The organism is Alteromonas lipotrueae (assembly GCF_019249255.1).
GTDB lineage: Bacteria > Pseudomonadota > Gammaproteobacteria > Enterobacterales > Alteromonadaceae > Alteromonas > Alteromonas lipotrueae.
Genome location: NZ_JAESDJ010000002.1, coordinates 204,493 through 227,862 on the forward strand (window position 1 = coordinate 204,493; position 23,370 = coordinate 227,862).

Annotated in this window: 22 protein-coding genes and 1 pseudogene; 17 read left to right on the forward strand and 6 right to left on the reverse strand. The window is 39.4% G+C overall.

Features of this window, described 5'->3' with window-relative positions:
* Positions 1-16: 16 nt before the first annotated feature.
* Positions 17-388, forward strand: a complete 372-nt coding sequence (locus KYS23_RS04325) for a hypothetical protein (RefSeq protein WP_246604290.1) — start codon at positions 17-19, stop codon at positions 386-388.
* A 61-nt stretch (positions 389-449) separates the two neighbouring features.
* Positions 450-1,265 carry a hypothetical protein gene (locus KYS23_RS04330; protein ID WP_218418106.1) on the forward strand — a complete coding sequence of 272 codons (816 nt, stop codon included), beginning with the start codon at positions 450-452 and terminating at the stop codon, positions 1,263-1,265.
* A gap of 46 nt (positions 1,266-1,311) precedes the next feature.
* Here the strand turns inward: KYS23_RS04330 and KYS23_RS04335 are convergent, their stop codons facing one another.
* A complete protein-coding gene (locus tag KYS23_RS04335) occupies positions 1,312-2,517 on the reverse strand; it encodes a hypothetical protein (protein WP_218418107.1) in 1,206 nt (401 codons plus the stop codon).
* A gap of 441 nt (positions 2,518-2,958) precedes the next feature.
* Between KYS23_RS04335 and KYS23_RS04340 the strand changes: the two genes are divergently transcribed.
* From KYS23_RS04340 to KYS23_RS04365, 6 genes are all read left to right on the forward strand, one after another.
* Positions 2,959-3,735, forward strand: coding sequence for a hypothetical protein (locus KYS23_RS04340; protein ID WP_218418108.1), 777 nt, complete (start codon positions 2,959-2,961; stop codon positions 3,733-3,735).
* A 125-nt stretch (positions 3,736-3,860) separates the two neighbouring features.
* A complete protein-coding gene (locus tag KYS23_RS04345; protein ID WP_218418109.1) occupies positions 3,861-4,754 on the forward strand; it encodes a tyrosine-type recombinase/integrase in 894 nt (297 codons plus the stop codon).
* 12 nt (positions 4,755-4,766) lie between these two features.
* Positions 4,767-6,797 (forward strand): AAA family ATPase, encoded by a 2,031-nt coding sequence (locus KYS23_RS04350; RefSeq protein WP_218418110.1) that lies wholly within the window; start codon positions 4,767-4,769, stop codon positions 6,795-6,797.
* 18 nt (positions 6,798-6,815) lie between these two features.
* Positions 6,816-7,283, forward strand: a complete 468-nt coding sequence (locus KYS23_RS04355; RefSeq protein WP_218418111.1) for a DUF6641 family protein — start codon at positions 6,816-6,818, stop codon at positions 7,281-7,283.
* A 275-nt stretch (positions 7,284-7,558) separates the two neighbouring features.
* Entirely contained in the window at positions 7,559-7,966 is a 408-nt protein-coding gene (locus KYS23_RS04360) for a DUF2787 family protein (protein WP_218418112.1), read from the forward strand.
* Between the two features lie 58 nt (positions 7,967-8,024).
* On the forward strand, positions 8,025-8,318 hold the full coding sequence (locus tag KYS23_RS04365) for an RNase H1/viroplasmin domain-containing protein (protein ID WP_218418113.1): 294 nt from the start codon (positions 8,025-8,027) through the stop codon (positions 8,316-8,318).
* A 1-nt stretch (position 8,319) separates the two neighbouring features.
* Here KYS23_RS04365 and KYS23_RS04370 read toward each other — a convergent pair whose 3' ends face one another.
* Together KYS23_RS04370 and KYS23_RS04375 are read right to left on the reverse strand one after the other, a co-directional pair.
* Positions 8,320-9,069 carry an NYN domain-containing protein gene (locus tag KYS23_RS04370; RefSeq protein ID WP_012516807.1) on the reverse strand — a complete coding sequence of 250 codons (750 nt, stop codon included), beginning with the start codon at positions 9,067-9,069 and terminating at the stop codon, positions 8,320-8,322.
* Between the two features lie 21 nt (positions 9,070-9,090).
* Positions 9,091-9,849, reverse strand: a complete 759-nt coding sequence (locus tag KYS23_RS04375) for a DUF2034 domain-containing protein (protein ID WP_218418114.1) — start codon at positions 9,847-9,849, stop codon at positions 9,091-9,093.
* Positions 9,850-10,191: 342 nt separating this feature from the next.
* Here KYS23_RS04375 and KYS23_RS04380 point away from each other — a divergent pair.
* The 8 genes and pseudogenes from KYS23_RS04380 to KYS23_RS04415 form a co-directional block, all read left to right on the forward strand.
* A pseudogene (locus KYS23_RS04380) lies at positions 10,192-10,675 on the forward strand (IS66 family transposase); the annotation flags it as partial.
* A 735-nt stretch (positions 10,676-11,410) separates the two neighbouring features.
* Positions 11,411-12,601: a DNA cytosine methyltransferase gene (locus tag KYS23_RS04385; RefSeq protein ID WP_218418115.1), complete on the forward strand. Its 1,191-nt coding sequence runs from the start codon at positions 11,411-11,413 to the stop codon at positions 12,599-12,601.
* 49 nt (positions 12,602-12,650) lie between these two features.
* Positions 12,651-13,646 carry a hypothetical protein gene (locus KYS23_RS04390; RefSeq protein WP_218418116.1) on the forward strand — a complete coding sequence of 332 codons (996 nt, stop codon included), beginning with the start codon at positions 12,651-12,653 and terminating at the stop codon, positions 13,644-13,646.
* A gap of 403 nt (positions 13,647-14,049) precedes the next feature.
* Complete coding sequence (locus KYS23_RS04395; protein WP_218418117.1) at positions 14,050-15,339, forward strand: tyrosine-type recombinase/integrase; 1,290 nt, start codon at positions 14,050-14,052, stop codon at positions 15,337-15,339.
* A 217-nt stretch (positions 15,340-15,556) separates the two neighbouring features.
* Positions 15,557-17,203 carry a trypsin-like peptidase domain-containing protein gene (locus tag KYS23_RS04400; protein WP_218418118.1) on the forward strand — a complete coding sequence of 549 codons (1,647 nt, stop codon included), beginning with the start codon at positions 15,557-15,559 and terminating at the stop codon, positions 17,201-17,203.
* Positions 17,204-17,838: 635 nt separating this feature from the next.
* Positions 17,839-18,288: a hypothetical protein gene (locus KYS23_RS04405; protein WP_218418119.1), complete on the forward strand. Its 450-nt coding sequence runs from the start codon at positions 17,839-17,841 to the stop codon at positions 18,286-18,288.
* Positions 18,289-18,451: 163 nt separating this feature from the next.
* A complete protein-coding gene (locus KYS23_RS04410) occupies positions 18,452-18,742 on the forward strand; it encodes a hypothetical protein (RefSeq protein WP_218418120.1) in 291 nt (96 codons plus the stop codon).
* A gap of 9 nt (positions 18,743-18,751) precedes the next feature.
* Positions 18,752-19,939 carry a hypothetical protein gene (locus tag KYS23_RS04415; RefSeq protein ID WP_218418121.1) on the forward strand — a complete coding sequence of 396 codons (1,188 nt, stop codon included), beginning with the start codon at positions 18,752-18,754 and terminating at the stop codon, positions 19,937-19,939.
* 441 nt (positions 19,940-20,380) lie between these two features.
* Here the strand turns inward: KYS23_RS04415 and KYS23_RS04420 are convergent, their stop codons facing one another.
* Entirely contained in the window at positions 20,381-21,280 is a 900-nt protein-coding gene (locus KYS23_RS04420; RefSeq protein WP_218418122.1) for a hypothetical protein, read from the reverse strand.
* A 255-nt stretch (positions 21,281-21,535) separates the two neighbouring features.
* On the opposite strand from KYS23_RS04420, the gene KYS23_RS04425 reads away from it, so the two are divergent.
* The gene (locus KYS23_RS04425) at positions 21,536-22,003 is read left to right on the forward strand and encodes a hypothetical protein (protein WP_218418123.1); all 468 of its coding nucleotides are present in this window, start codon (positions 21,536-21,538) and stop codon (positions 22,001-22,003) included.
* A gap of 189 nt (positions 22,004-22,192) precedes the next feature.
* Here the strand turns inward: KYS23_RS04425 and KYS23_RS04430 are convergent, their stop codons facing one another.
* Together KYS23_RS04430 and KYS23_RS04435 are read right to left on the reverse strand one after the other, a co-directional pair.
* A complete protein-coding gene (locus KYS23_RS04430) occupies positions 22,193-22,459 on the reverse strand; it encodes a hypothetical protein (RefSeq protein ID WP_218418124.1) in 267 nt (88 codons plus the stop codon).
* 111 nt (positions 22,460-22,570) lie between these two features.
* Positions 22,571-23,317 (reverse strand): HNH endonuclease family protein, encoded by a 747-nt coding sequence (locus KYS23_RS04435; RefSeq protein ID WP_218418125.1) that lies wholly within the window; start codon positions 23,315-23,317, stop codon positions 22,571-22,573.
* Positions 23,318-23,370 lie beyond the last annotated feature (53 nt).

Here is a 23,370-nt window from a genome sequence, read left to right on the forward strand (position 1 = left end):
GTTGGAGATATACAAGATGAAAGCTAAGCTGCCTCATATTGGTATTTTTTGGGTCTACAAGTCGATTGTACTTGCTAAAGCAATGCCTTTGAATAGTGCAGAGCCTGATAGCCTCTCACTCTATGACAGTGACTTTAGCCATTTAGTAGAGTGGGAAGAGCATAGAATATACCTTCCGTGTTTTCCTGAGCTCATTGCTGCTGAATATCAAGAAGTCAGCAGGGGTAGAGTAATCTACTCTGGAAACTCAAAGTTCTTTAAAATATATGCAGACAGAAAAGTGGTACAGAGCGTTGAGCTTCAAACCTTGGTATGTGATAAATTTAATCTAATACCGAGTCAATGTACTTGGAAGCTAGACAAGCATTACCGTATCTTTAGTTCATAAAAAGCTTACGAAAAAGTTAAAAAGTCGCTCAGTAAAGAATACGCAAGCAAATCATAGGGACATGACGTTGAATATATTTGAAGTAATAAACAATAGTATTTCTGATTTTGTAGAAAACCAAGAAAATCAAGCGCTCAAGAGAGGTACAGGCTCTTATTCGATACCGTTTAGAGGCTCTATTTTCGGGGAAATCGAGACAGCAAAAGTATTAAGTAAGCTCAATGCCGAATCAGTTGATGTAATTTGGTTAGGCTCAAATCCTAATGTTCCTGAATCTCTCGACGCTATTTTGTCTCCTTCCTCCCCTTCTCACTACGAGGGTTTTGTGCAACAAGCCATGAACGACAATTTCAGCGAAGCGTACAAAAATAGCGAAGGTGCGAATGTCCCATTGTGGGATCCTATTAACAAGCCAAACAACAAGTGGCAATTCTACTCAGAGATATTCAATAAGCGGTTTGGTGAACACAAAACGCTCATGGCTAACATAGTGCTGTGGGGAAGTAAGGATTTTAAAAGCTTCACTTCTCAGTTGGCTAAATACGATAAAGCGCTTTTAGAGAGAGCTATTCAGTTTTCCTACGAGCTGAACAATCAGATAATCGAGTACTTCAAGCCAAAGATTGTTCTTGTTCCCAAAAGCTTTAATAGCCCATCATCAAAGAATTGGCTACTACACTCTTCAAACTTAACAGACATGCAGCATCACGAAGTGAGAGGTAAAGTAACGTTCAAGTTTTCAGTAGGTAGACTGCAAAAAGACGATTTTAAAACAACTGTAATATCAGCCCCCCACCCTTCATACACACCAAGAATTGGTCGTGAATTTAGAGAGTCTGCGCAAAACGCTATCTTCACAGTATTACAAAATTGCTGATATACATTAGTTGACGCGCCAACGGCAAATATGCTTGCGATATCTGTCAACTGTTCAAGAAAATATCTTTGTAGTGCTTTAGCATTTTAAGACGTTTGGCCTCTAGAGAATTAGGAGTCAGAATAAGATTGCGTGTGTTGCTCCTCTCTATGCCAGATAACGTTCGCTGTCCCATTAGTTTGACTCGTTCTTCAATGGGTATTTCGACTAGCGAATCGGGAGCAACGATATCAAACTGATTCAAATAACAAGGCACACGCTCCATCTCTAGTAGAGAATACTTTTTCGCCGAGTGTTTATATGAATAAACATATACACTCTCGACCCTAGTTGCATGCGATATGTTTTCCATAACCGTAAGGGCATCATCTTCGGTATAAGATCCTTCTTTAAATATGAGGTTAAATAGCTTAGATACCGGACAGTAAATTTTGTTCTTTATGGTCCCACCGCACTCAGCTTTAAAAATATCATAAGTGGCCTGAGTAAACGGTTGCTCTTTACCTTTTATTTCCCAATTATACTTCTCTTCCTTTCCAAATAAACTGTTATGAAGGATTTGAGGTGCAAATACATTATGTAATTGAAGACCATTTTCCATTGACGTTATCATAGAGTCTTTTGTCGCGCGTTTACGCTCGCTCCCTAGTAGCTCGTTAAACCAATTAAAAAACTTCACCAACTCATCGTCACTAAAATAAGATGGCGTAAAGTCAACTTTAACATGTCTAAAATTAACACCATCATTCTTACTAATTAAATAAAGCCTTATCGTATTACCATTTTTGAATTTAATAAGACGAGAAGATTTATAGTAACCTTTTTTTAAAGTGCGTTTTACAGTAGCGTATTCTGGAGCATCGCCACCTTTCAAACGTCTTATTATTTCAAAGGCTTTTCCTTTTGATATACCGTAGCCAATTGTTAACCTATCAAAGTCTGGGTCAACCCATCGAGGATTATCTAAGTAGCGATAAAAATTATCTGAGTTTCTTTTTAAAAATCCGTCATTGCTTACTATGGCACTAAGTGCGCTATCTCTGTCCTCAATTCGTAGTGCCGAATAAAAGTCTTGAATTAACTTTGCATCCTTCTTTTGAGTTTTGGCGTTACTGCAAATTGAGTCATTAAGTTTGCATTGGGAACGTAGCTCACGAAACCTCCTTCTACTACAATGATTATTAATGAAATTGTTATTATGTACTGTGGTAGTAGTATAGTTAGTAGTATTAGTGATAGTAGTAGTGTACATACTGATAGTTGTGTGCGTGTGTGACATGTATTTAAATTAGTAAACTCAAAAAAACTTTCCTATTATTTTGAAAATCGCTTTATACCGTCGATAATGCGCTCTAGCCCTGCTAAACCCGCATCCCTACTGCATTTTTGCGATAATACATTTTTCAGAATGAAAGCGTTGCGCAACGCCTTTTTATTAACGAAATGTGTTAGTAACTACTAACGTAAAATGAGTTTTGCACAAAACGCTTTACTTCCAATCCATTTTTAAGCCGTAGCACTACGTCAAACAGTTCAAAAATCACACTGTAGTACTACGCCTTCTCGCTTGCAAAAAAAGCGTAGCACTACGCATAAATTCTTCGTAAGTCAGAAAAACTAACACACTTACTTATTGACAAGAACGCATTTCGCTCTTAGTTTAATCATAAAGAAATCAACTTCCATCGAGATTATGAAAAGAAAAACTTTCGACACCGAGACATGGATAGGGCAAGGAGAGGCTCTGTTAAAATTAGGACTGAATGTTTCAAAAGAAGACACGATTCACCATGAAACAATGAATACTATTGCCCTAAACCTTCCACTATTACGAAAAGCATTAAATGCTGGAAAGAACGATAAAGCAGAAAAAATAACAAATGAATTAAACAGTTTAAATAGCGATATTGACGACAAAGTATGGAAAATATGGAGTACAAGAATTCGCGTTAAGAAAAATAACGAGAGAAAAAACACCGTTAGATTAGAGAATGAATCTTTAACATATGTTAAAGATTACTCTAAAGCGAGAAAAACGACAGTTAACTCCTTATTGAAAGACCTTAATCATGAGTATTTCTTCGTAGAAAAATCGCAAAAAAAGTATTTAGACTCTTTCATCGAATTGACAGTTGAGGAGAAAACCTTTTTTAATTTTATTTGCAGAAAAGTAGTTAACTGCATTAAGGAAAAAGAAAAAATTAATCTGGCAAAAATAGCATTAGAAGCGAGAGGTGAAATACCGGTACGCGGAAATATTTATCAGTTCGGCTCTCTTAACCATAAAATCGAGCCTACCATAAATTACACAAAAAAGCCTTTAAAAAAAGTTCTACAACAGGGTTCCATAATTTACCTAGTTGAGCCTCTACCTCGAAGGATTTTAAGACTTCTCGTATTGCTTCGTCAAAGGTACTTAAACTATAAAACCACTACTTTCATGCCGAATATACCCAATATAGCGAAATAATAATTATTATTTTTCTGGGACAAAACAGCTATACAAATAACTAATATCGCCTGATATTATCTTCTTCGCTTTCTAAGCACTTCCATTCAAATTCAATACTTTTAACTACAACTTCGGAGCATTTTATGAATGCAGCTTGCCCCTATGCGCTGTATTTAGGTCGACTTGCGCCTAATAGTCAGCGCTCTATTGCTTCACAACTAAATAGCATTGCAGACATGATGGGTTGGACTGATGAAGAGCGAACAGATAAATATCATGAAATCGATTTTCAACAAGCTACCTATATAAAAACGAAGCTTATTACTCAGGGTTGGTCAGCTAGATCTATCAACAGAGCAATGATAGCAATTAGAAGTATCGTAAAAATAGCTGTACTGTCCGGGCTCGTTCCAGAAATGCAGTCAATTCAGCTTCGGGCTATCAGCAAAGTGAATCACGGCAAACATGATGGAAAGCCTCTCTCAACTGAGCAGGTCAATAAGCTGTTGATAAAGTTACAACGCGATACATCTATTCTCGGCATTCGAAACTACGCATTAATTTCAGCTCTTTTAGGCACGGGGTTACGACGAAGTGAACTAGTAGCACTCTTGGTAGAAGACTTTATCGAAGGTACAGCTTTGATCGTCAGAAAAGGAAAAGGTAACAAGAGCCGAACTGTTCATCTGCCAACATGGACGCAACTTGCGCTGAATCAATGGCTAGCACTTCGAGGTGATAGTAACGGCCATTTATTTGTTCGTGTCGCAAAAGGTGGAAATATTAAACACAACACCGCGTTGTCATCGTGCTCTATCTATTCACTCACTAAAAAGTCGCTAGCATCAATTGGCGTAGAAGGAGTCTCGCCGCATGACCTTCGACGAACGTTTATTACACGATTACTTGAACAAAATGTAGATATAAACACTGTGCGCCAAATGGCAGGACATGAGGATATCAGTACAACCATCATGTACGACAAGCGAAATGAAAAAGTGATGCAAGAAGCTGCATCTCTACTTTCCTATCAATAATGGGGCGCTAGTATGTCTTATAAAGTACTCAATAAGTCGAGTGAGCTTAATTACCTTGCATGTGAATGGGGCAAGCGATTACTCAACTATCTGCCTTCAATCGATACCGATATACTCAGTAAAAGTCTTGCCAGTAATTTGCGTGGTAGCAAGGTATCTACCCAATCGTTTTTCATAGGTAGAAGCAAAAACGTCAATTACAAAGCTTGCCTCACTATTACTGATACTCAGCCTCAGGTAACGAAAACCTTTTTAGCAAATTGTCGCTATATCAGAACCGTGATGGACTTGCCTAAGCAAACCGAGTTACTGATTCAGTTCGCCTTACTCTCGCAGGTTAACAAGTGGATTAGAGCGCTTTCTTCTGAGGTGCACATGCAAACAAGCCACCTTTCGTTAAACGAAATCCTCAAAGACATTTCAGGCATCAGTGACGAACTATTTTCTCACGCAACTGCGCAGCTCAATCATTATGGTTTTCTGCCTGATACAGACTTTTTGTCCTTCGAATATGGCGCAATGCCAAAAGCACTTGTTCGAACGTTGTTAAGTGAAACAATTACCTCAAGGGAAACACTAATAGCACCGTTGCTGCATCCTTCGCCCGACGCAAGCTTCACATTAGATGATTTTCCTCACGTGAATACTGCGCTTTTGTCGCAATATCTCACTGCTGCTACTAAGTCTAGACAGTCTGGAGCAAGCATTTTGCTCTATGGAGCTTCAGGAACAGGCAAAACAGAGTTATCGAGGACACTTGCCAAATACTGCGATAGAACACTTTACGAAATTCGTTCTACTGCACTTGCTAGCAATTTTTCTGAAGATGAGTTCAATAGCCGCTTTCCAAACAAAGAAAGACTTCGTTATTTGGCTTTACTTCAATCATTGCTGACGCATAAGGCAGACGCTATGTTGCTGGTAGATGAATGCGAGAGTTTATTCGATTGTGCTGACAGCCAATACAGTAAAGAACATCTACAACGATTCATTGAGCAAAACGAAATTCCCTGTATTTGGATTACAAATCATATCCAATATCTTGAACCAAGCTTTATCAGACGATTTAAGCTCGTCTTAGACGTCCCTGCGTTAAGACCAGAAGAAATCGAACAGATAACGCGGCCTTACTATCACGGCTTAAGTGTTTCTTCGTCAGCACGAAAAATGATTAGTCAAACAGAGAACATCACGCCAGCAATTGTTGCTAACGCAACACATGTCGCTCACGCTGTAAACGCTAAACGTGCTCGCGCAGAAGCTGTAATCGGTCAAGTTGTCGAAGCGTTACTAAGAGCAACGGAGCAATGGCAAAATAAACTTGAGTACAAAAGTGAGCTACCTTTCGATACGAGCTACTTAAATATTAAGCAGTCAAAGGAGTATCTCAACGAAATAGCGTTTGCACTTAAGCACAACCAGCCAGCGAGAACATTAATTTCAGGTCCTCCAGGAACAGGTAAAACCGCTTTCGCGCACTATTTGACAGAGCTACATGGTAGGAAACTGCTGCGTGTTAAATGCTCTGATATTTTAAGTAAATGGGTGGGTGAAAGTGAGCAAAAGGTGGCTGAGCTATTTCAACGCGCTCATGATGAGGAGCAAGTCATATTGCTTGATGAAGTGGATAGCTTACTAAGCTCACGTGAAGCGCTCACTGCTCATCACGAACATCAGCTGGTTAATGAGTTCTTAACGCAAATAGAGTGTTTTACACAGCCTTTATTCGCTGCTACTAACTTTTCCGACAAGCTTGATAAAGCCGTGTTACGTCGGTTCGATTTCAAACTAGACTGCCAATATCTTACATCGACCCAAGTAATAGAGTTGTACAAAAAGCTCACTAGAGTAAGAACGCTCAAGGAAGTTGAAACACAGAGGCTATCTTCACTGCGCAACCTTACACCCGGTGATTTCGCCCTGTTGGCTCGTCGAAAGAAGTTTCAACCCAAAATTCAAATTCGTGACTTTGCCATCAACCTGTTGGCAGACGAAAACCTGCGTAAGCAGAAACACACCTCAATGGGCTTTATCCGCCCTTAACATTCAAAGGTAAACATTATGACTACATCTGTATTGAGTTCGCTCAAGGTTATCACTCGTCCTGAAATTAAGCAAAAGCCACCGGTATTGAACAAGCGCATGAAGCTAATCAACCGACTCGAACAGCAAAAAAAGCTCGCCACTTGTATGCTTGAAGGCACACCATTCGTGGCATACAAAGAAAAAACAGTCAAAGATCCAGAAACAGGAGAGCGGATTAAAAAGCGTTGGCAGGCTACTGTTCGTCCTTGGTACTACGACACCGATAACCATTATTTCCTTGAAGTAAAAGTGGGCATAAGAGCAATAGAGTTACAAAAGGGAAAACCAGCCATAGATGTTGGCGATAAAGAAAAGCTTCCCGAGGTCATCGACATCTTGATAAGCGCGGTAGAAAAAGGAGAGCTTGATGAGTTCTTAATATCGCCGCCAAAGACTGTCGCAAAGGGGAAGACTCCGGCCAACGCAAAGTTAGCAAAATCGTAGTTAGCCCCCTGCTCTACACATCAGTTATCGTCCTCAACGCTTGATTGCGCGAACAACGATAGCGAACCAAGAATAGAGTGCTGTCTATATTACAAAAGTAAGTCGCACTCACGCTGCACTAGCGTTTCAGAAGCATAACGAATAACGCTACTGAAAGCGACGTAGAAGACATTGCAAACTGTTAGTCAGTGACTTTACTTAGTTGCTTGAAAGCGTCGTACAGACGCGCTAGGCAGCACTCACATTCATACATTCCAATTAGAAGATTTTTTATTATGCATATTCATTATGAAGGACTCGCTTTGCCTGTCTCAATGCGATTTGCACAAGCACTTGTCGATTTACTTATGCAGCATAGCGTGTCACAAACAAGCGTGACAATTAACTTCAGAGATCCTAACTATTCAGCTGAAAGTGGTGGTTTTCACCCTGTAGAGATTCGTTTGGAGAAACGCAACAACGCATGGCACTTTTGCTATGTCACCGATTTTGCCCATATAGGAAACAGCCTCTATGCAGAACTAGCAAAAGACCTCGACTTTGATTTCGATGCTGGTGTTTTTCAAAACCTGTTCGGTGTGTTTCCTATTGAGCAGGCAACCGATATGTACCAAATATGGGAAGGTAACTTCTTACATTACTGGCAGGAATTAAACGTTTTCTCGATATCGGTATCCGAGTAGCTACCGAACATAAAAGTGTAAACACATTGGAAAAGCTGACAAACCAGAGGAGGTAATCATGTCGAGATGCTTTTCCAATTACAACTTCACCAGCAAGTATGCCGCTTACGTAGTCTTTAAAGGCCGAAAGCCGGGCGTTTACAAAACGTGGAAAGAAACTAAAGCCTTAGTGAATAGCTATTCAGGAAACCGTTACCAAGGTTTCCCGTCACTCGCAGAGGCAAAACGCGCCTACAGGCGCTTTCTGGACGACGGCAAAATAGTGCTCAAAGCAAAACGCAAAACCAAGCAAAAGAAACCATTAAAGCCGAATATGGATAAGGTTGATCTTCCACCTTGGGAATTAGATTAGGCTAAGTGGTCGCGAAGATAGGACGGTACAAGATAATTTGTGTCGTCCCTTTTCCTTTCTGTCTCGTCATTTCAAAGACGGTAGGAAGACTAGAAACAATATCGGTCACTTTTGCTGCACCATAAGTTCTTGGGTCAAAATCAGGTTTAGCACGCTTTAGAAAATTACCAACTGGACTTACATTCACCCAACCATCATCATTCTGATATAACTCCCAAGCTTTAAGCATTGCTGGTATTAGCTCTTCTGCACCATTACCAGCGCTACTTTGCTCCTGTTTAGGTTTACCTGATTTAGAAACCTGACCAGCTTCTAGGTTTTCGGTGAATATAAAGTCATCGCAGGCGTTTCGAAATGACACTGGCGTTTTCTTCTCACCTACGCCAAATACAAATTTCTCTGACTCTCTCAAACGTGACGCTAGCTTAGTAAAGTCGCTATCACTGGATACTAAAGCAAATGCGTCTATTTTTTCAGAATAGAGTAAATCCATCGCATCAATAATCATCGACGCATCTGTTGCGTTTTTACCCGTTGTATAAGCAAATTGCTGAATCGGCTGTATGGCTAGTTCATTAAGAGGCGTCTTCCAGTTCTTCAACGCATCAATAGACCAGTCTCCGTATGCACGCTTGATGAGTACATGGCCGTGTGCTGATATCTCATCCAAAATGGCAGAAAGTTTCGACAGCTGAGCGTTATCAGCATCAATTAGTACCGCTACTTTTTTGTGAACATCCAAGTCTTTCATCAATTTTATCCTTAAAAATACTTATTCTGTGTAACGACATTTAGGAAAGGCAGAACAACCTAGAAAGGTATTGCCTGCATGGGCTCCACGCTTTGCTTGCCGTTCAACAAGATCACTTCCGCACCTAGGGCAAGCGGCCTTTTTTATCTCCTCTACCTTTGGCTCCGCTTGTACATCATGGATAAGTGAAAGCAGCTCGCCTCCATCAATGAGTACAATGGGCTTATCAGAGGCAAAATCTATAGCTTGCTGGGTGAATTTACCCGAACAAATTACAACAACCGTGGCTGCGTTGCTGGCAGTGAGCACGCCAAACATCTCGCGTACCACACTGACACCAACTTTTTGTGCCTTCCATTGTTTGCACTGAACGAGTATAAGCTCTTCGCCTTTTCTCAGTTCTATGTCAATCCCACCGTCAGCACCAAAACCACCTTCGGTTACTTGATAACCTTGTCTTCGATAGGCTTCTGCCACTAGCTCCTCAAAATTGCGCCAATGCAATTGCCGAATAGTCTCAATACTCTTTTGAGCATCTAGTTGCTTGGCTTTGCGCCGTGCATTAAAAAAGGAAAAAGGTGCGATGAATAATATGAAAATTGCAAAATAAGGCGCAGGAACAGCGAGCGCCTTAAATACCATATTGATTAGCTGATTATCCGTCTCGATAGAAGGTAGTAAGTGGCCCATAAATAAATAGGTAATTGCCGATGTTATAACTGAAACCCACCATGGCGCTTGGAAAAGAAGGTCAGCAAAAGATGTGTTTTTTCTTGGCATAATCGAACATCCTTGTTGAATAGAATTAAATATTAACCTAATCAATGTCTTGATTGGGTATTAATTATACTTATGTAGTATTGTTTAACCTAAAGTCGTAAATTTTTTTTGAGAAATGGAGAGGTAAACATGGATGTATTTATCGGCAGTAATGTCGCTTGTGCGAAAGATAAGTATTTACCGCTGTGATTTGCACTAAACAAAATGGACAATTATTGGTATTGACTCACCACTTAAACTAAGAGATAACCGACTCAAACGCAGGTTCGCGGAGTAGGCACTCGATAAGACAGACATCAGTTGTGACACAACGCCCTCGACAGACGATTTCGAAACCATTAAGGCAAAGTGGATTGGGCACTCAATCACACCCAAAAACTCTACCGCATAGAAACCCAGCTAAAAACAAAACAGTGGAAGTGCGTTACCTCATCAGACAAGAGAAAAGTCTGCCGCTACTTAATCAGCTTCACATATAGCTGGCGAAATCAGTGCAACACGTGCTGCCGAAAACCAAATTAGGGGAAGCAATACAATACTGCTTAAACCAATGGCTGAAGCTGGTTCGATACACACTCGATAATCACCTCGCCATCGACGATAACCATGCAGAGCACGCGATTAAACCGTTTGTGATAGGCGGGAAAACTGGCTGTTTAGCCAAACTGCTACAGGCGCAAACCGTGCGGAGCTATACAGCATCATAGAAACCGCAAAAGCCAACGACCTCAATGTGTTCGAGTATGTGATGTCTTGCTTTGATGAGTTCAGCAAGCCTGAAGTTGATATCGAGCAACTGTTGCTATCGCAGTTTGCTAAACGCTAGGTAGGATTAGCGGACGCTTGCAGTTGCCGAATGTATAGAAGTCTATCCACACGCGACAGTTAAACAACTGGGTGTCGCTGACATCCACAAGATGTAAAGGGAATCAGGCAGTATTACAATTGTCTGCTATTTCCCATCACACTGATTGGCCTAAAACCGCCGACGATTGGTCGCAAGCGGACAATATGTGACTTGGACAAATGCACGATAGAGTGGACTCCTACAGAGCTGCATAGGTGGCAAGCTTCACCGCACAAGAGCACATCTGTTTTGGTGATCCACGAAAAGGGGATGCTATCTGGATACCTAACATTGAACCAATTGAACGTCCAACTGCTAATATACCGACAAAGCCAAAGCGAAGACTAAGCAGATTGTCTCCAGTAATGCACATCAACGCACTTGTTCTGCCTGTTATTAACATGAGTTTAAAATCTAGCCGTTTGGATGGGATACGCATGCTGTAAATAAATGTAACGGTTTAAGCTCTCACGATCTTGATATTCGAAATATCAGAATTTAAACATAAGTACTTGAAGCTTTTTTATTGATAAGTAAAGAGCAAAATGTTTAAACAATCGCAGCTCTAACGATTGAAAAATACTGTTTATTCATACATACTACTGTTCATGATTTTATGAACATTTTGCGACATTGATTTTGGACTACGAAAGCTTTCTCAAAGTATTGGATAATAGCGGGTTAACAGTAAGGAAATTTGCTGAGTTACTAAGCATGAATCATGTATCACTTAGTAATTATTCAAAAAAAGGTGAAGTTCCAACACACATTGCAATCATAGCGTCATTAATGAGTGAATTAGTAGATAACAAAATTGATCCTCATAAAGCACTGTTGAAAATAAAAATACCACACAAAATGCCTAGAGGCAGGTATTGCGATACAAAATCTAAGAGGTATAAAAAAAACATGGAACTCTTCTCTGAATCTCAACCAAGCCAAGCAGAATCATATATAAATGAAAATAGGTCTGAACAGTCTCGTATAAGTCCAAAAATTATTTCTCTCTTTTCAGGCTGCGGAGGAATGGACTTAGGTTTTACAGGTGGGTTCGACTTTCTAGGTAAGTACTATGAAAATCTTGGATTCGATATAACTTGGGCTAACGAATTAAATTCGAATGCATGTAAAACCTATAGAGAAAACTTAGGAAAAGAGATAGTCGAAGGCGATATTTGGGATGTCATGGATAGCATTCCGGGTGAAGCTGATATCGTAATCGGAGGATTTCCATGTCAAGACATATCAGTTAATGGAAATGGTGCTGGAATAAATGGTAAAAGAAGCGGTCTCTATAGAGCAATGGTGGAAGTTGTTAAAAGAGTCAAGCCTAAAGTGTTTGTTGCCGAAAATGTGAAAGGTCTTATGACCAAAAAGCACAAAGCTGATCTTGAAACTGTAATATCCGATTTTTCGAGTCTAGGATACACAGTTAGGTATGATTTATATAACTCAGCTGATTACGGAGTCCCTCAAACACGAGAGAGAGTATTGATCGTTGGAACACTTCCAGACATGGAAGAGTTTGTTCCTCCTGAGGCACTTCTTTCAAAAGATTCATACGTAACCGCAGTTGAGGCATTGTCTGACCTAGAACCTCTAGCTGAAGACCCAAGCTTCAATCATATTTGGAGCAAGGCTAACAGAAGTCCCGAGCAAGGTGACAGAAGACTAAAAAGAGATAGAGCAGGTTATACAATAAGAGCAGAATGCCACGGCAATATTCAGTGGCATTACAGCCTCCCAAGAAGGATGTCTATGCGTGAAGCAGCACGCATTCAGTCTTTTCCCGACTCATTTATATTCAAATCTAAGCTTCGGGAAACCGAGCGACAGGTAGGTAATGCTGTACCACCAGTTTTGGCGTGGCACGTTGCAAGTAAAATAAAGAGTCTACTTGAATAATCCTGAATATATGGAAAACTCCTAACCTCTTTGTAGAGGTTAGGAAAACATGGAAAAGCAAGAACTAGAAATTATTCTCACGCAGGTTTGCAAAAACCTAACTCATAAAATTCAATCTTCAACACCTAAATCCGCATCTGATTTTGAGGACCTAGTCCGAAAAGAGTTAGACAAATCTTTGATAAATTCTACGATTGACGTAGATTTTTCTCCTCACCCACAAGCATTCCCCGATATTGAATTAGGCGAGTATGGTGTAGAAGTTAAATACACTACTTCCGATTCTTGGAGGAGCGTCGCGAACAGCGTTTTAGAAACAAACCGTATTAATTCAGTTAAACATGTATATTTGGTTTTTGGAAAAACAGGCGGAGAACCTGAAGTTAAGTGGGGACGTTATGAAGATTCTGTAATGCATGTAAGGACTTCACATGTTCCACGTTTTGAAGTAGAAATTGGAGCACAAGAACCATTATTCAAAAAAATGGGGATTCCTTATGACCAGTTCAGGCAATCTGAAATGCATGAAAAAATGCAATATATTCGAGAATATGCACGGGGTAGATTAAAACGAGGTGAACGATTGTGGTGGTTAGAAGATCGACCAGACCAAGACCACTCTTTGCCAATTCAGGCTAGGCTTTATACAAAGCTGTCAATGGAAGAAAAGACAAGGTTAAGAGCTGAATGTTATCTTTTATTTCCTCAGATTCTTAAGTCTGGCAGAACGAGAGATAAGTATGATGACGCAGTACTTTACCTTTTGACTTACCATGGTGTGTTATGCCACCAGGCAAGAGATTTGTTCTCAGCCGGAAGCGTTGCAAATCCTAATAATGATAAAAGCGGCGGCCTCTATGTGGAAAGAGCATTGCGGCTGATAGAGCCAAATTTAATCGAAGCAGCTTTAACTATGGATGATGTACTTTTTGTCGAATATTGGGGACAGAATGTTGATCCTGAAAATAGGATTACAGAATGGCTGAAAAAAGCTGATGAAATTGCAACAGATTGGGTTCCTTCTCAGTCTTTGTTTTTAAATTAATATGCAAAAATAGGGGGTTGGTAGAAGCCTGACTTGTACTAACCAACCTTTACTAGTGGCGGATTTTGAATACATTCCGTTTAGCAATTATCAGAATATTGATATGGATAAAAAAGCCCTCGTATTTCTGCAAGGGCTTGAATAATGGTGCCTCGAAACAGGGTCGTAATGCATCTTACAGCCGCAGGGATACGTCAGTGTGTGCCTGACATTTCAACCACCGAGATCAAAAAAGCCCTCGCATTTCTGCAAGGGCTTAAATGATGGTGCCTCGACCCGGGATCGAACCAGGGACACGCGGATTTTCAATGCAATTCAAACCCTTAAACCACTGATTTAAATGAGTTAATATTTTCTTTGCAAATTCTTTGCAAAAACATCCATATCCTGATTAACTAGCTGTATGGCTAAACAGATTGCTAGACATGACATTAACGACGAACTGTATATCTTTAAACAGGATAACAGTGAACGCTGGTATGCGCGATTTATACTAATCAACCATAAAAAGTGGTTGTGTAAATCGACAAAAAAGAAAGATAAAGACGAAGCCATAGCGATGGCTCATCGAATATTTCTCGACCACCAAATAAGACACGAAAACAACACACTAGTCCAGAGCAAACGTTTTACTGATGTAGCAGACCGAGTTATCGAAAAGCTAGAAGTAGAACTTGAACATGGCGGTGGTAAGCGAACTTATAAAGACTATATTCGTGCTTTAGAAAACTATCACATCCCCTATTTTTCTCGCACGTTTATCACTTCGATTGACCAAGAAGCAATATCAAAATTTGTAGAGTGGCGTAAAGGACGGATGAACAAACCGCCTGCCTCCTCGACTCTATTAACGCACAATGCTGCACTTAATCTGGTTTTCAAAGAAGCTATTGAACAAAAATGGATGATAGCAGCGCAAGTTCCAGTACTATCATCCAAAGGTGAAGCAGGCACTCGACGCGCTGCATTCTCAGAAGAAGAATATGATGCTGTACTCAATGAAATATATGAGAGTGAACAAAACGCTCATAGTGAGAAAACGAGGCAGATTCGAGAATTACTTTATGACTACTGTGAAATAGCTGTAAATACTGGTATTAGGCCTGGCACAGAAATGGAAAACTTGACTTGGAAGGATATTGAAATTAAAACCCAAGGTGCTAAAGCACAGTTTTTCATTCACGTAACCAAGGGTAAAACGACGAAGTACACTGGCGCTCGTAAAATAGTTTGCAAACGCGACGTCATAGGTGCACTGACTCGACTACGTGAACGCTTTACATTGCGCACACCAAACCAAAAACTATTCTTACTGGCTAATGGAGAACCTACACCACAGCTAGGCAAAGCGTTTGAGAAAGCGTTACAAAGCTCAGGGCTAAAAGATTCTCCTAGGGGTCCACGAACGCTATATTCACTTCGACATACATATATTACTTGGCAACTATTAGCTGGAACCAGTATGGATGTTATTGCGAGACAATGTGGAACAAGTACCGCGATGATTGAGCAACACTATAGTCATGTTAAACCTGAAATGTTTGCCGATGCTTTATCGGGTGTTACGTTTGACGAAGAAAAGCCGAAGCCTAATACTCAAAGTGCGATAAAGCGACAAAAGCGAACACAGGCAAAATATGAGAAACAATTTAGAGAATGGGAAGCAGAATACAAAAAGCGAGGTTGTATTTAGTATTTATAGGTAAAAATGACAACAACCCAATTGAGTTGCGAGTCTGATTATTACCCGCTACTATCATTTTGCGGGTGATGATGATTTACCTTTTCCATGCTATCTGCGTGGGGTATTAAATAACGGCATTTTTGCCGATTCGCTTACTAAAATTAAGGTGTCAGCTTTAAGTGTAAAGATAAAATCCATCACCCGCTATTCATAAAAGGAATTATGCTTGTTTGGTATTACAGAACCCAAAACACTGAATGAATGTTTTACCGTAGAATCATTGGCAAAGTTTTTAGGAACTGATTATTCAAGCCTTGCTAAGTTGCTATACAGCAAAAGATCTAATTATCGCACCTTCTACATACCAAAAAAAACTGGTGGCACCAGAGAAATAAAAGCACCAACGAAACGCCTAAGATTTATTCAGCAAAAACTTAAAGTAATTTTCGAAGAATACTCTAGTCCTAGAGCCGCATCTCACGGTTTTGTGAAAAAACGAAGTATAGTCACTAATGCTCAGCATCATGTCGGTCGGGCATTTGTTTTGAACGTAGACCTAGAAGATTTTTTCGGTTCAATAAACTTTGGTAGAATTAAAAGGCTATTTGAAAGCCAGCCTTTTAATTTGGCACATCCCATAGCGACGGTTCTTGCACAGATTTGCTGCCATGAAGGCTGCTTGCCACAGGGAGCACCTACCTCCCCACTTTTGTCTAACATGATAGCATTCAAGCTAGATGGTGCTTTAATGAAGATGGCGAAAGGAGTTAATTTCCGATATACAAGATACGTTGATGATTTAACTATCTCATGTCAGTCGTTAACGCAACTTATCAAGCATAAAATCGTACAATGCGATAAAGACGGCAAGTATAGTGTTGGTTTCATATTAAACCAACTAATAGAACAAAATGGCTTCAAAACTAAAAGTGATAAAACCCGCCTTCAAAAACGTGGGGAACATCAGGGCGTAACTGGCCTAACAGTAAATGAAAAAATAAATGTGTCTAGGACATTTATTCGTCAGACCTCATCTATGATCCATGCATTGATAAAGTTTGGAGCTGAGAAGGCTGAAAAGGAGCATTTTACCAAATACTTCGATGGCTACATTCCAATAAGACAACAACAGCGACTTTCAAAATTTCCTGGTGACTTATTTATAAAAAAGCTCAAAGGTCGGGTCAACTATATAAAAATGATAAGAGGTTCAGCTTGTCCGGTATACAGGAAATTGGCTTATCAGTTGACTATTGGACTAGGTTGTCCGAATGAAGATTATAATAAAGATTGGTTAAACTGGATTTCGGAAAGTGTCTTGGTACTAGATAACAATCTCGATAGTTTACAAGGAACAGCATTTTTTGCGAAAGATATAGGCTTCGTTACCAATCAGCATAATTTGAAGTCAATAACCAAAGACAACTTTAGCGGTAAAATAAAATTAACCGAACCATTGAATTACTCGAAAAGTTATCCGCTAATTAGCTTTTTAAAGTCGTCTGAAGAACTAGATATAGCTCTGATTGACTTTAATATCCATGAAAAAAGTAAACGCCCTCTGGAAATTGCTGAATCTTTTGTTTGTCGAGCTGGTCAGACCGTTTATGCGATCGGTTACCCAAACCATGCCGAGGGTTCACCACCTACTATTTTAGAATGTAAAATAATTGATAGGGCGAAGTGGGATAATCAGTTGCGAATCAAAATCGATCAAAATATACATCATGGTTTTAGTGGTGGCGCAGTTATTGATACTGATGGAAAGTTAGTTGGCATCGTGTCAAACGGGAATGCTGTAGGTGCCCCTCATTCCACTGACAATATGTTTATACCGATAGAAACACTCTTAACTTTTGCTAGTGAAGATTAATCTGCTTGAATCAACCAGACTTCTCTAAACATTTAATTGCTTTAAATTTTGTGTGCTTAAGAGAAAAGGTATTTCAGCAAATTACAGGAGTTATGAAGAGTTGATATTTTACTCAGTTCAAGAACCCTGACACCGCCAATAATAAGCCAGATTATGTGTGCCATAGTAAATAGCCTTATTCGTATATTTTAGCTGAATAGCCTTAGCAAACTAGTTGTTGTTAACGCTCCCTACTTATCCCCAAAAATGTTCGAACACTTTTGATTGTATGTTATTGCGCGAAAGTGACACCATTTGATTATGAAAAGCTACAACAATTCGAGCGGAAAATCTGTCGGTAAAGTCTGATCGATTCAGATTCTAATGGTATGTCGATGTGAACAAACTCATATTTAGATTCTTCGTCTTCTGGCTTTACTGTTGGAGTCATATTGTGGTTCTCAATGGGCTGGTGTCAAAAGCAGCTGTTTTAGTAAAACGAATAAACTAACTACCTTTTGAAGACAAATTATAAATCGACAGCCACATACTGGTTAAAACTTGACCAATTTGGAGCGAGATACTAGACTAAGTGAAAAATTGAGTACCTTCAACTCAATATAGGGACAACCCCTTATAGCGATGGATTACGCAAAATGAAAGCAATCATAAAAGAGAGTCTTCTTTCTTATCTTTCAATTACTGCATTAGCAGCTGTTTTGGTTTTATGCATTTTTGTTGCTCTCGTGAGTGGTAATGCATTTAGTGCTAGAGCAGGTGCTCTAAAAGCAGAAACCATAATCACAACTCTCGCTCCAGCATTTCTTTCTGCATTATTCAATAAATATGCAGTTGAAATATTTGCCGTCTCTCTTCACAAATATAATCGCCAGTTACTCGATAGCGCCCTGTCAAAACTAGACCAGCAGATTAAAAAATCTACCAGCATTGTACGCAAAATCAATACCACGACAGACCGCGAACGGAGAACAAATGACGGTAGTGCCTCTCCAGATTTAGAACTTATAAAAAGCAGTAATACGCCTCGAACGACTCTTGAACAGGGATTCGGTCACTTTGGCAATCTTTGTACACTATATAGATAGCATTCCAATGACACGGTAGCGTTATCAGAGATAAATAGAAACAACGTAATACACAGCTGGCGACGAAATCGAGATCCATTTCTCGACAAACCTGAATTTTTGAAAAGATTTGGGGTGCTCAGTGCTAGTACATTCGTTAATTTTTTTAAAAGGGGCTGTATAAATGGTGCAAAAAATAGTGACGCTTAAAACGACTCCAGAAGATGCACGACAAACAGGGACAATAGACTCTCTTATAATAGTTGATGACGATCCTGGTACTCCACATGCCATACTTCATAATCGCCCAGAGCCTTGGATAGTAACATTCACAGAAGAATACGAATATGTATTGATCTTGAAAAGTCACTTCCCAGATGCGACCCAAGTTACAGTAAATGTTGGCGAACAGAAAATAGTTTTTGAAAAGCAATCTAATAACTATTTTGGCGGACTACGCCACATTCATTTATAAGGGGGCAATATGAGAAACTCTCTGTTTTGGATTCTGCTTATATGCCTGTTGCAAACAAAATTTGTTTTTGCTGCTAAAGCCAAATACGTAAGCGGAACAGAATCTATAAAGGAAACTTTGTCAATTTTCAGTGAAGAGCAAGGAGTGAACCTTGAAATTGATGGAAATAAAAAGCTAGCAACAATATCTCTTCTCAAGGATGTTACGACAGAAAACATTTTTCAAATTCAGATCATTGGTAAATTTGAAGGCACAGATACAGCATTAGCTAATGAAGAGGGATTGGTAAATGACGCCACACTCAAAATCACGAAAAAGCACATCTTTTTTACTGATGAAATTACTAATGACATAGAAATTGCAGAATCCCGAGCCAGAGGTCTGAGAGCCATAAGGAATAAGCTAGATAGTTGCGCGTTTTCTGTAATTCCCCCAAAAGACCTAAAAACCAAAATTGCAAGATATTTTGACTCGTTAAAAGATGAAAACAAAATGCTCGCATCAGTTGGATGTGCTGAACTTCTTCAAGAGCGAGCAGCGTATCAGAAGAATACAAATGAAATCCGACTATATAGAGCATATAGTTATTTGGACTATTCATTTGCATATACACCCGGAGACTATAAGTATTTTGATGTGAACGACGAAGAAGTGAGAAAATCTGATACTGAGAGCTTCACTCTCGGTGCCGAATATGGATACATATCAATTTCTTCATCAGAAGACACTCAAAAGCGAAAACTTTATCCTTGGGACTCTTATAAACTTGCATTGGCCGTTGACTATGTAAAAGGCGATGCAAAGCTAGAGAAAAATAAAACGAATATTTGCCAGTTAGTGCCCGAAAATAGCTCACTGACTAGATGTTTTGACACTTACTTACAACCTGCATTTGAGAACGAAAACCTAAGTGCTTTTGCTACCATTGGAATCCGTGCAAGAGAAAGTTGGCTATATGGTGCAGAGTTGGTTGTTAAGAAAACATGGATCGAAAAAACATTCGTAGACGAGTCAAGCAACATAGATCAAAGTCGTTGGTCGGTTGAGTTACCTATTACGCTTTTTGTTACCAAAAAGTACGATGTAAGAGCTGGTTTGAATTTTTCTTGGCAAGAGAAATTAAAGACTGACAATGCCGATTTTGATGAGTTTACAGTTGGCCTATTTGTTACTAAAGGCTTTGACTTTGAAATATAAAGTAAACCTTCTTAGAGAAATGAAGGCCTCAAAAGATACTGTTGTTGATAGTGCCCGAAAGGAATACAACCAACTGTTGATTTCTTTGGGCACTAAGTAACCTCATACTGTTACTGAATCCGAAAATATTTCTCTCAAGACTCACCACATCAGAGTTTAGTTCTCTTAAGTCAGAACTTACAAAATATGAGATTCTGTGCTCTATCTCAAACTGCCACTCAAAAACTCTTACTGGTCAAAGCATCACTTAATATAAATAAAGGAGCAAAAGTTTTAGATGAGTGGTTAACACCAAATCATGCCTAATTCTGTTCATTTTTACGAATAACGAGGACAGGATACCTTGAGCAGTTTGATTACTGTTAATCATAATAAAGGTCGCTAAACTGACTCGGGCACTAAGCCAGATTAGTTGCTGTTTAATGATTATCGCAAATGTAACTAGATCGCTTTGCAAGCTCTCAAATATATGTGATTCTTCTTAATGTCATTATCTACTCGCTCGATAAATTTTCTTAGACTTTTGAATTTATTTTGATAATCGTCTTTGCTTGGGGAGCCTCCCAAAATTCTCAACTTTTTTATTGCTAAACTCATTACTTCAACTCTAGAAGACTCACCCCCTACGTTTTGTTCTAGCATGTCCCAGCAATACAACCCTTCTAATCTCGCTTTTATTTGATTTTTTTTCGTTATATAAACATTTTCTTTTGATAGAACCTCTTCGTTACGAGCATATCTTTTTTTGGCTTTATAGTATTGACGGGAAAACTCACCTATTGCGGCCTTAAAGCACTTTTCATCTAACGAATCGGGATTAGTCACTATGAGGGATAGCTGACCACTTTCTCTTGCTGAAAAGTTAGTTCTTTGTATTAAGCAGTTTTTAGGCAATGCTCTCGGAGCGTAAAAGTCGCTCTTAATACTGTCTTCATCATAACTAGATTTCGTAACCCAGTTAGCAACAGACTCGTACATATCAGCAATATTATTTTTCGTTAATAAAGAACTTGCAGGATAATCTTCAAGGAATAGTTCGAGAAGCTCTAGGAAATTTGAGCCTAATTTGGCGCTTCTTATATCTTGAACCCGTTTTCGCACTGAAAAAATTTTTTTCTTAACCTTATCATCTAGGTTTCTGAAGGGGATTAGTTCCGACTCTTTTAGCGTTCCCATAAGTAATTTATCAAAAATAAATCTCGAATTAACAAAATCCTTGAAAGAAGTGCGCTCTATTATCTCTGACCATTTAACCAGTTCAGTAGTCAATTTTACATTCTGTGGTTGATAAAACTGACCTACGATATCAACTATTTCATTGTATCTTTCTTTATTACTCAAGCTTAAAGCCCTTACAGAATACTCGAACCTCAAAGCGTGATTAAAATCGTCTAAAAAGTTTTGATAAGCAGATTCATTAACCGAAAACAATTCCGTACTACCGTGTCAGTCATATATACAACCCACGTTACACGACCAAGTAATTTATTTAAAGCTGTTTCGTCGTCAAAACTTCCATGACACTATGCCTTCGAAAAGTTCTTAATTATTACTAGAATATTTTTCATAGAATTAACATTTTTTGGAGATGACATTATGAGTTTGTGGGATTCGTTGTGTGATAATGTGTTGAGTCCGGTGGGGCACTCGATAGATAAGAGTATTTGTAGTATTGGTCATGGTATTGATAAAGCAGTAAACACTGTCGTTATAGAAGGTATCTGTGGCACGCTTGACGATACAATTGAATATATAAGTGAAAATCCAATTAAAAGTGCAGCGATAGTCACAACAACAGTCTTGACTGGTGGCGTAGCTGCTGCAACCGCACCGATAATCGCAGGCGCTGTAGGCTCAACAGGTATGTTGGGACTCGCCAGTACTGGCACAGCGATAAACACGCTTACTGGAGCAGCTCTCTCAAACGCGTCTCTTGCTGCTTTGGGTGGTGGCGCTTTGTCAGCTGGAGGTGGTGGCATTGCTATTGGGACGACTGTTGTTACAACAACAGGTGGGATTGTGGGGGGCGTTGCGTCTAGTGTCGCTGCAGAGGTTATTAATTAAGAATGACAAATAATCTTGCCCTAGCACCAATTTAATATCTTGAGCATTGAGAGCAACCAGTTACGGTCTTTCGATGCTCACTTATTTTGTTATGTATTGGGCAAATTCCTTTCAAACAATAGTTATTATATAAATTCTATCTTTTTGAGACTTATAGACAAACCGTTGAATCTGTCATTCTTTAGCAGTTTACGTATTAAAGTTGTTTTCGTTAGACAGTGGACTATCAAATAACCTCCGAATAGTACGGGTTATGTCATGCTCAAGCAGGAGCATTTCATCAATAAGTTCTTCATCCGTGAAAGCGGAGAATCTTGGGTCTCTCCTTACATCAATAAGAGGTTTTACTCTCGATACAAAGAGTTTAAACGCTTCTGCTCCACTTATATCGGAGGTATACGCTAAGTAGGTATCAGCTACAATCGCTTTTACATCATTACTATACGAACTAAACATACCAAGAAACCTTTGCAATATTTTGAGTACATCAATCTACTGTATTTGGCAGTAAGAATTAACTGTACTATCGCACTGGGTTAGATCATTCTTTATGTTTTGGTTTTAAAGTTATTTCGTATTACAAGCACTACGCATTTTGCTGATAACTCTTTTCTCGCTAGGAATGAGCTGAAGACCATACTTATCAACGGCTTCCATAAACTTCGCTATGTATTTGCATCGATAAGCATGATTCGGCGGTAACCACTCATCTAAGCCCTTGGCACCTTTCTGTCTATAAAGAGATGCTTTTACAAGTAGAAGGTTTTGCGGGTCATTTGCAAATATCTGCCGTTTGTCTCTGGACCATTTATCCCCACCATGACCATGCGCAAACTTGAGTGGAACAATGTGATCAAGGTCAAGCGTGGTAGAGTCGGTAAATATGTCACCTGAATAAGGATCATACCATTCACCTATGGCGACTTGGCAGCCTTTATCAGTTTTAAACTCAACAGGAATGCTAGATGTTGATACCAACATTTCATGACGTGTATTCTGGCAATCGTTATCGTCATCAATCCAATGAGGCCAATCTGCTCTATCATATTCGGAGGTAAAAGCTCTACCTTCGTTTGACGCCTCTTTCTCAGCCTGTTGATATGTCGATTGTGCTTTGGGTAATCGCCCACCGCTATCAAGGCAGGCCTCAATAGTACTAAAGGCTTCGAATTTTTTGGTTCGATTGTAGGATGCACTAGACGAGTCATGGCATATACCAGAGTTACTCTTCTTTACTTGAGTATAAGCGTTATTAGGTAATCCGCATGAGAGTATGAAACTCAGTAGAAATAGTATCGGTATGTTGCGATTCATGATTATATTATCCTAAGTCCTCATATATTTTTTTCACATAAAAGTGCGGTGGA

Bases quoted from the DNA above. Each gene is read 5' to 3' on its own strand.
- KYS23_RS04325 (WP_246604290.1), top strand. From the start codon at position 17: ATGAAAGCTAAGCTGCCTCATATTGGTATTTTTTGGGTCTACAAGTCG.
- KYS23_RS04330 (WP_218418106.1), top strand. From the start codon at position 450: ATGACGTTGAATATATTTGAAGTAATAAACAATAGTATTTCTGATTTT.
- KYS23_RS04335 (WP_218418107.1), bottom strand. From the start codon at position 2,517: ATGTACACTACTACTATCACTAATACTACTAACTATACTACTACCACA.
- KYS23_RS04340 (WP_218418108.1), top strand. From the start codon at position 2,959: ATGAAAAGAAAAACTTTCGACACCGAGACATGGATAGGGCAAGGAGAG.
- KYS23_RS04345 (WP_218418109.1), top strand. From the start codon at position 3,861: ATGAATGCAGCTTGCCCCTATGCGCTGTATTTAGGTCGACTTGCGCCT.
- KYS23_RS04350 (WP_218418110.1), top strand. From the start codon at position 4,767: ATGTCTTATAAAGTACTCAATAAGTCGAGTGAGCTTAATTACCTTGCA.
- KYS23_RS04355 (WP_218418111.1), top strand. From the start codon at position 6,816: ATGACTACATCTGTATTGAGTTCGCTCAAGGTTATCACTCGTCCTGAA.
- KYS23_RS04360 (WP_218418112.1), top strand. From the start codon at position 7,559: ATGCATATTCATTATGAAGGACTCGCTTTGCCTGTCTCAATGCGATTT.
- KYS23_RS04365 (WP_218418113.1), top strand. From the start codon at position 8,025: ATGTCGAGATGCTTTTCCAATTACAACTTCACCAGCAAGTATGCCGCT.
- KYS23_RS04370 (WP_012516807.1), bottom strand. From the start codon at position 9,069: ATGAAAGACTTGGATGTTCACAAAAAAGTAGCGGTACTAATTGATGCT.
- KYS23_RS04375 (WP_218418114.1), bottom strand. From the start codon at position 9,849: ATGCCAAGAAAAAACACATCTTTTGCTGACCTTCTTTTCCAAGCGCCA.
- KYS23_RS04385 (WP_218418115.1), top strand. From the start codon at position 11,411: ATGAATCATGTATCACTTAGTAATTATTCAAAAAAAGGTGAAGTTCCA.
- KYS23_RS04390 (WP_218418116.1), top strand. From the start codon at position 12,651: ATGGAAAAGCAAGAACTAGAAATTATTCTCACGCAGGTTTGCAAAAAC.
- KYS23_RS04395 (WP_218418117.1), top strand. From the start codon at position 14,050: ATGGCTAAACAGATTGCTAGACATGACATTAACGACGAACTGTATATC.
- KYS23_RS04405 (WP_218418119.1), top strand. From the start codon at position 17,839: ATGAAAGCAATCATAAAAGAGAGTCTTCTTTCTTATCTTTCAATTACT.
- KYS23_RS04410 (WP_218418120.1), top strand. From the start codon at position 18,452: ATGGTGCAAAAAATAGTGACGCTTAAAACGACTCCAGAAGATGCACGA.
- KYS23_RS04415 (WP_218418121.1), top strand. From the start codon at position 18,752: ATGAGAAACTCTCTGTTTTGGATTCTGCTTATATGCCTGTTGCAAACA.
- KYS23_RS04425 (WP_218418123.1), top strand. From the start codon at position 21,536: ATGAGTTTGTGGGATTCGTTGTGTGATAATGTGTTGAGTCCGGTGGGG.
- KYS23_RS04430 (WP_218418124.1), bottom strand. From the start codon at position 22,459: ATGTTTAGTTCGTATAGTAATGATGTAAAAGCGATTGTAGCTGATACC.
- KYS23_RS04435 (WP_218418125.1), bottom strand. From the start codon at position 23,317: ATGAATCGCAACATACCGATACTATTTCTACTGAGTTTCATACTCTCA.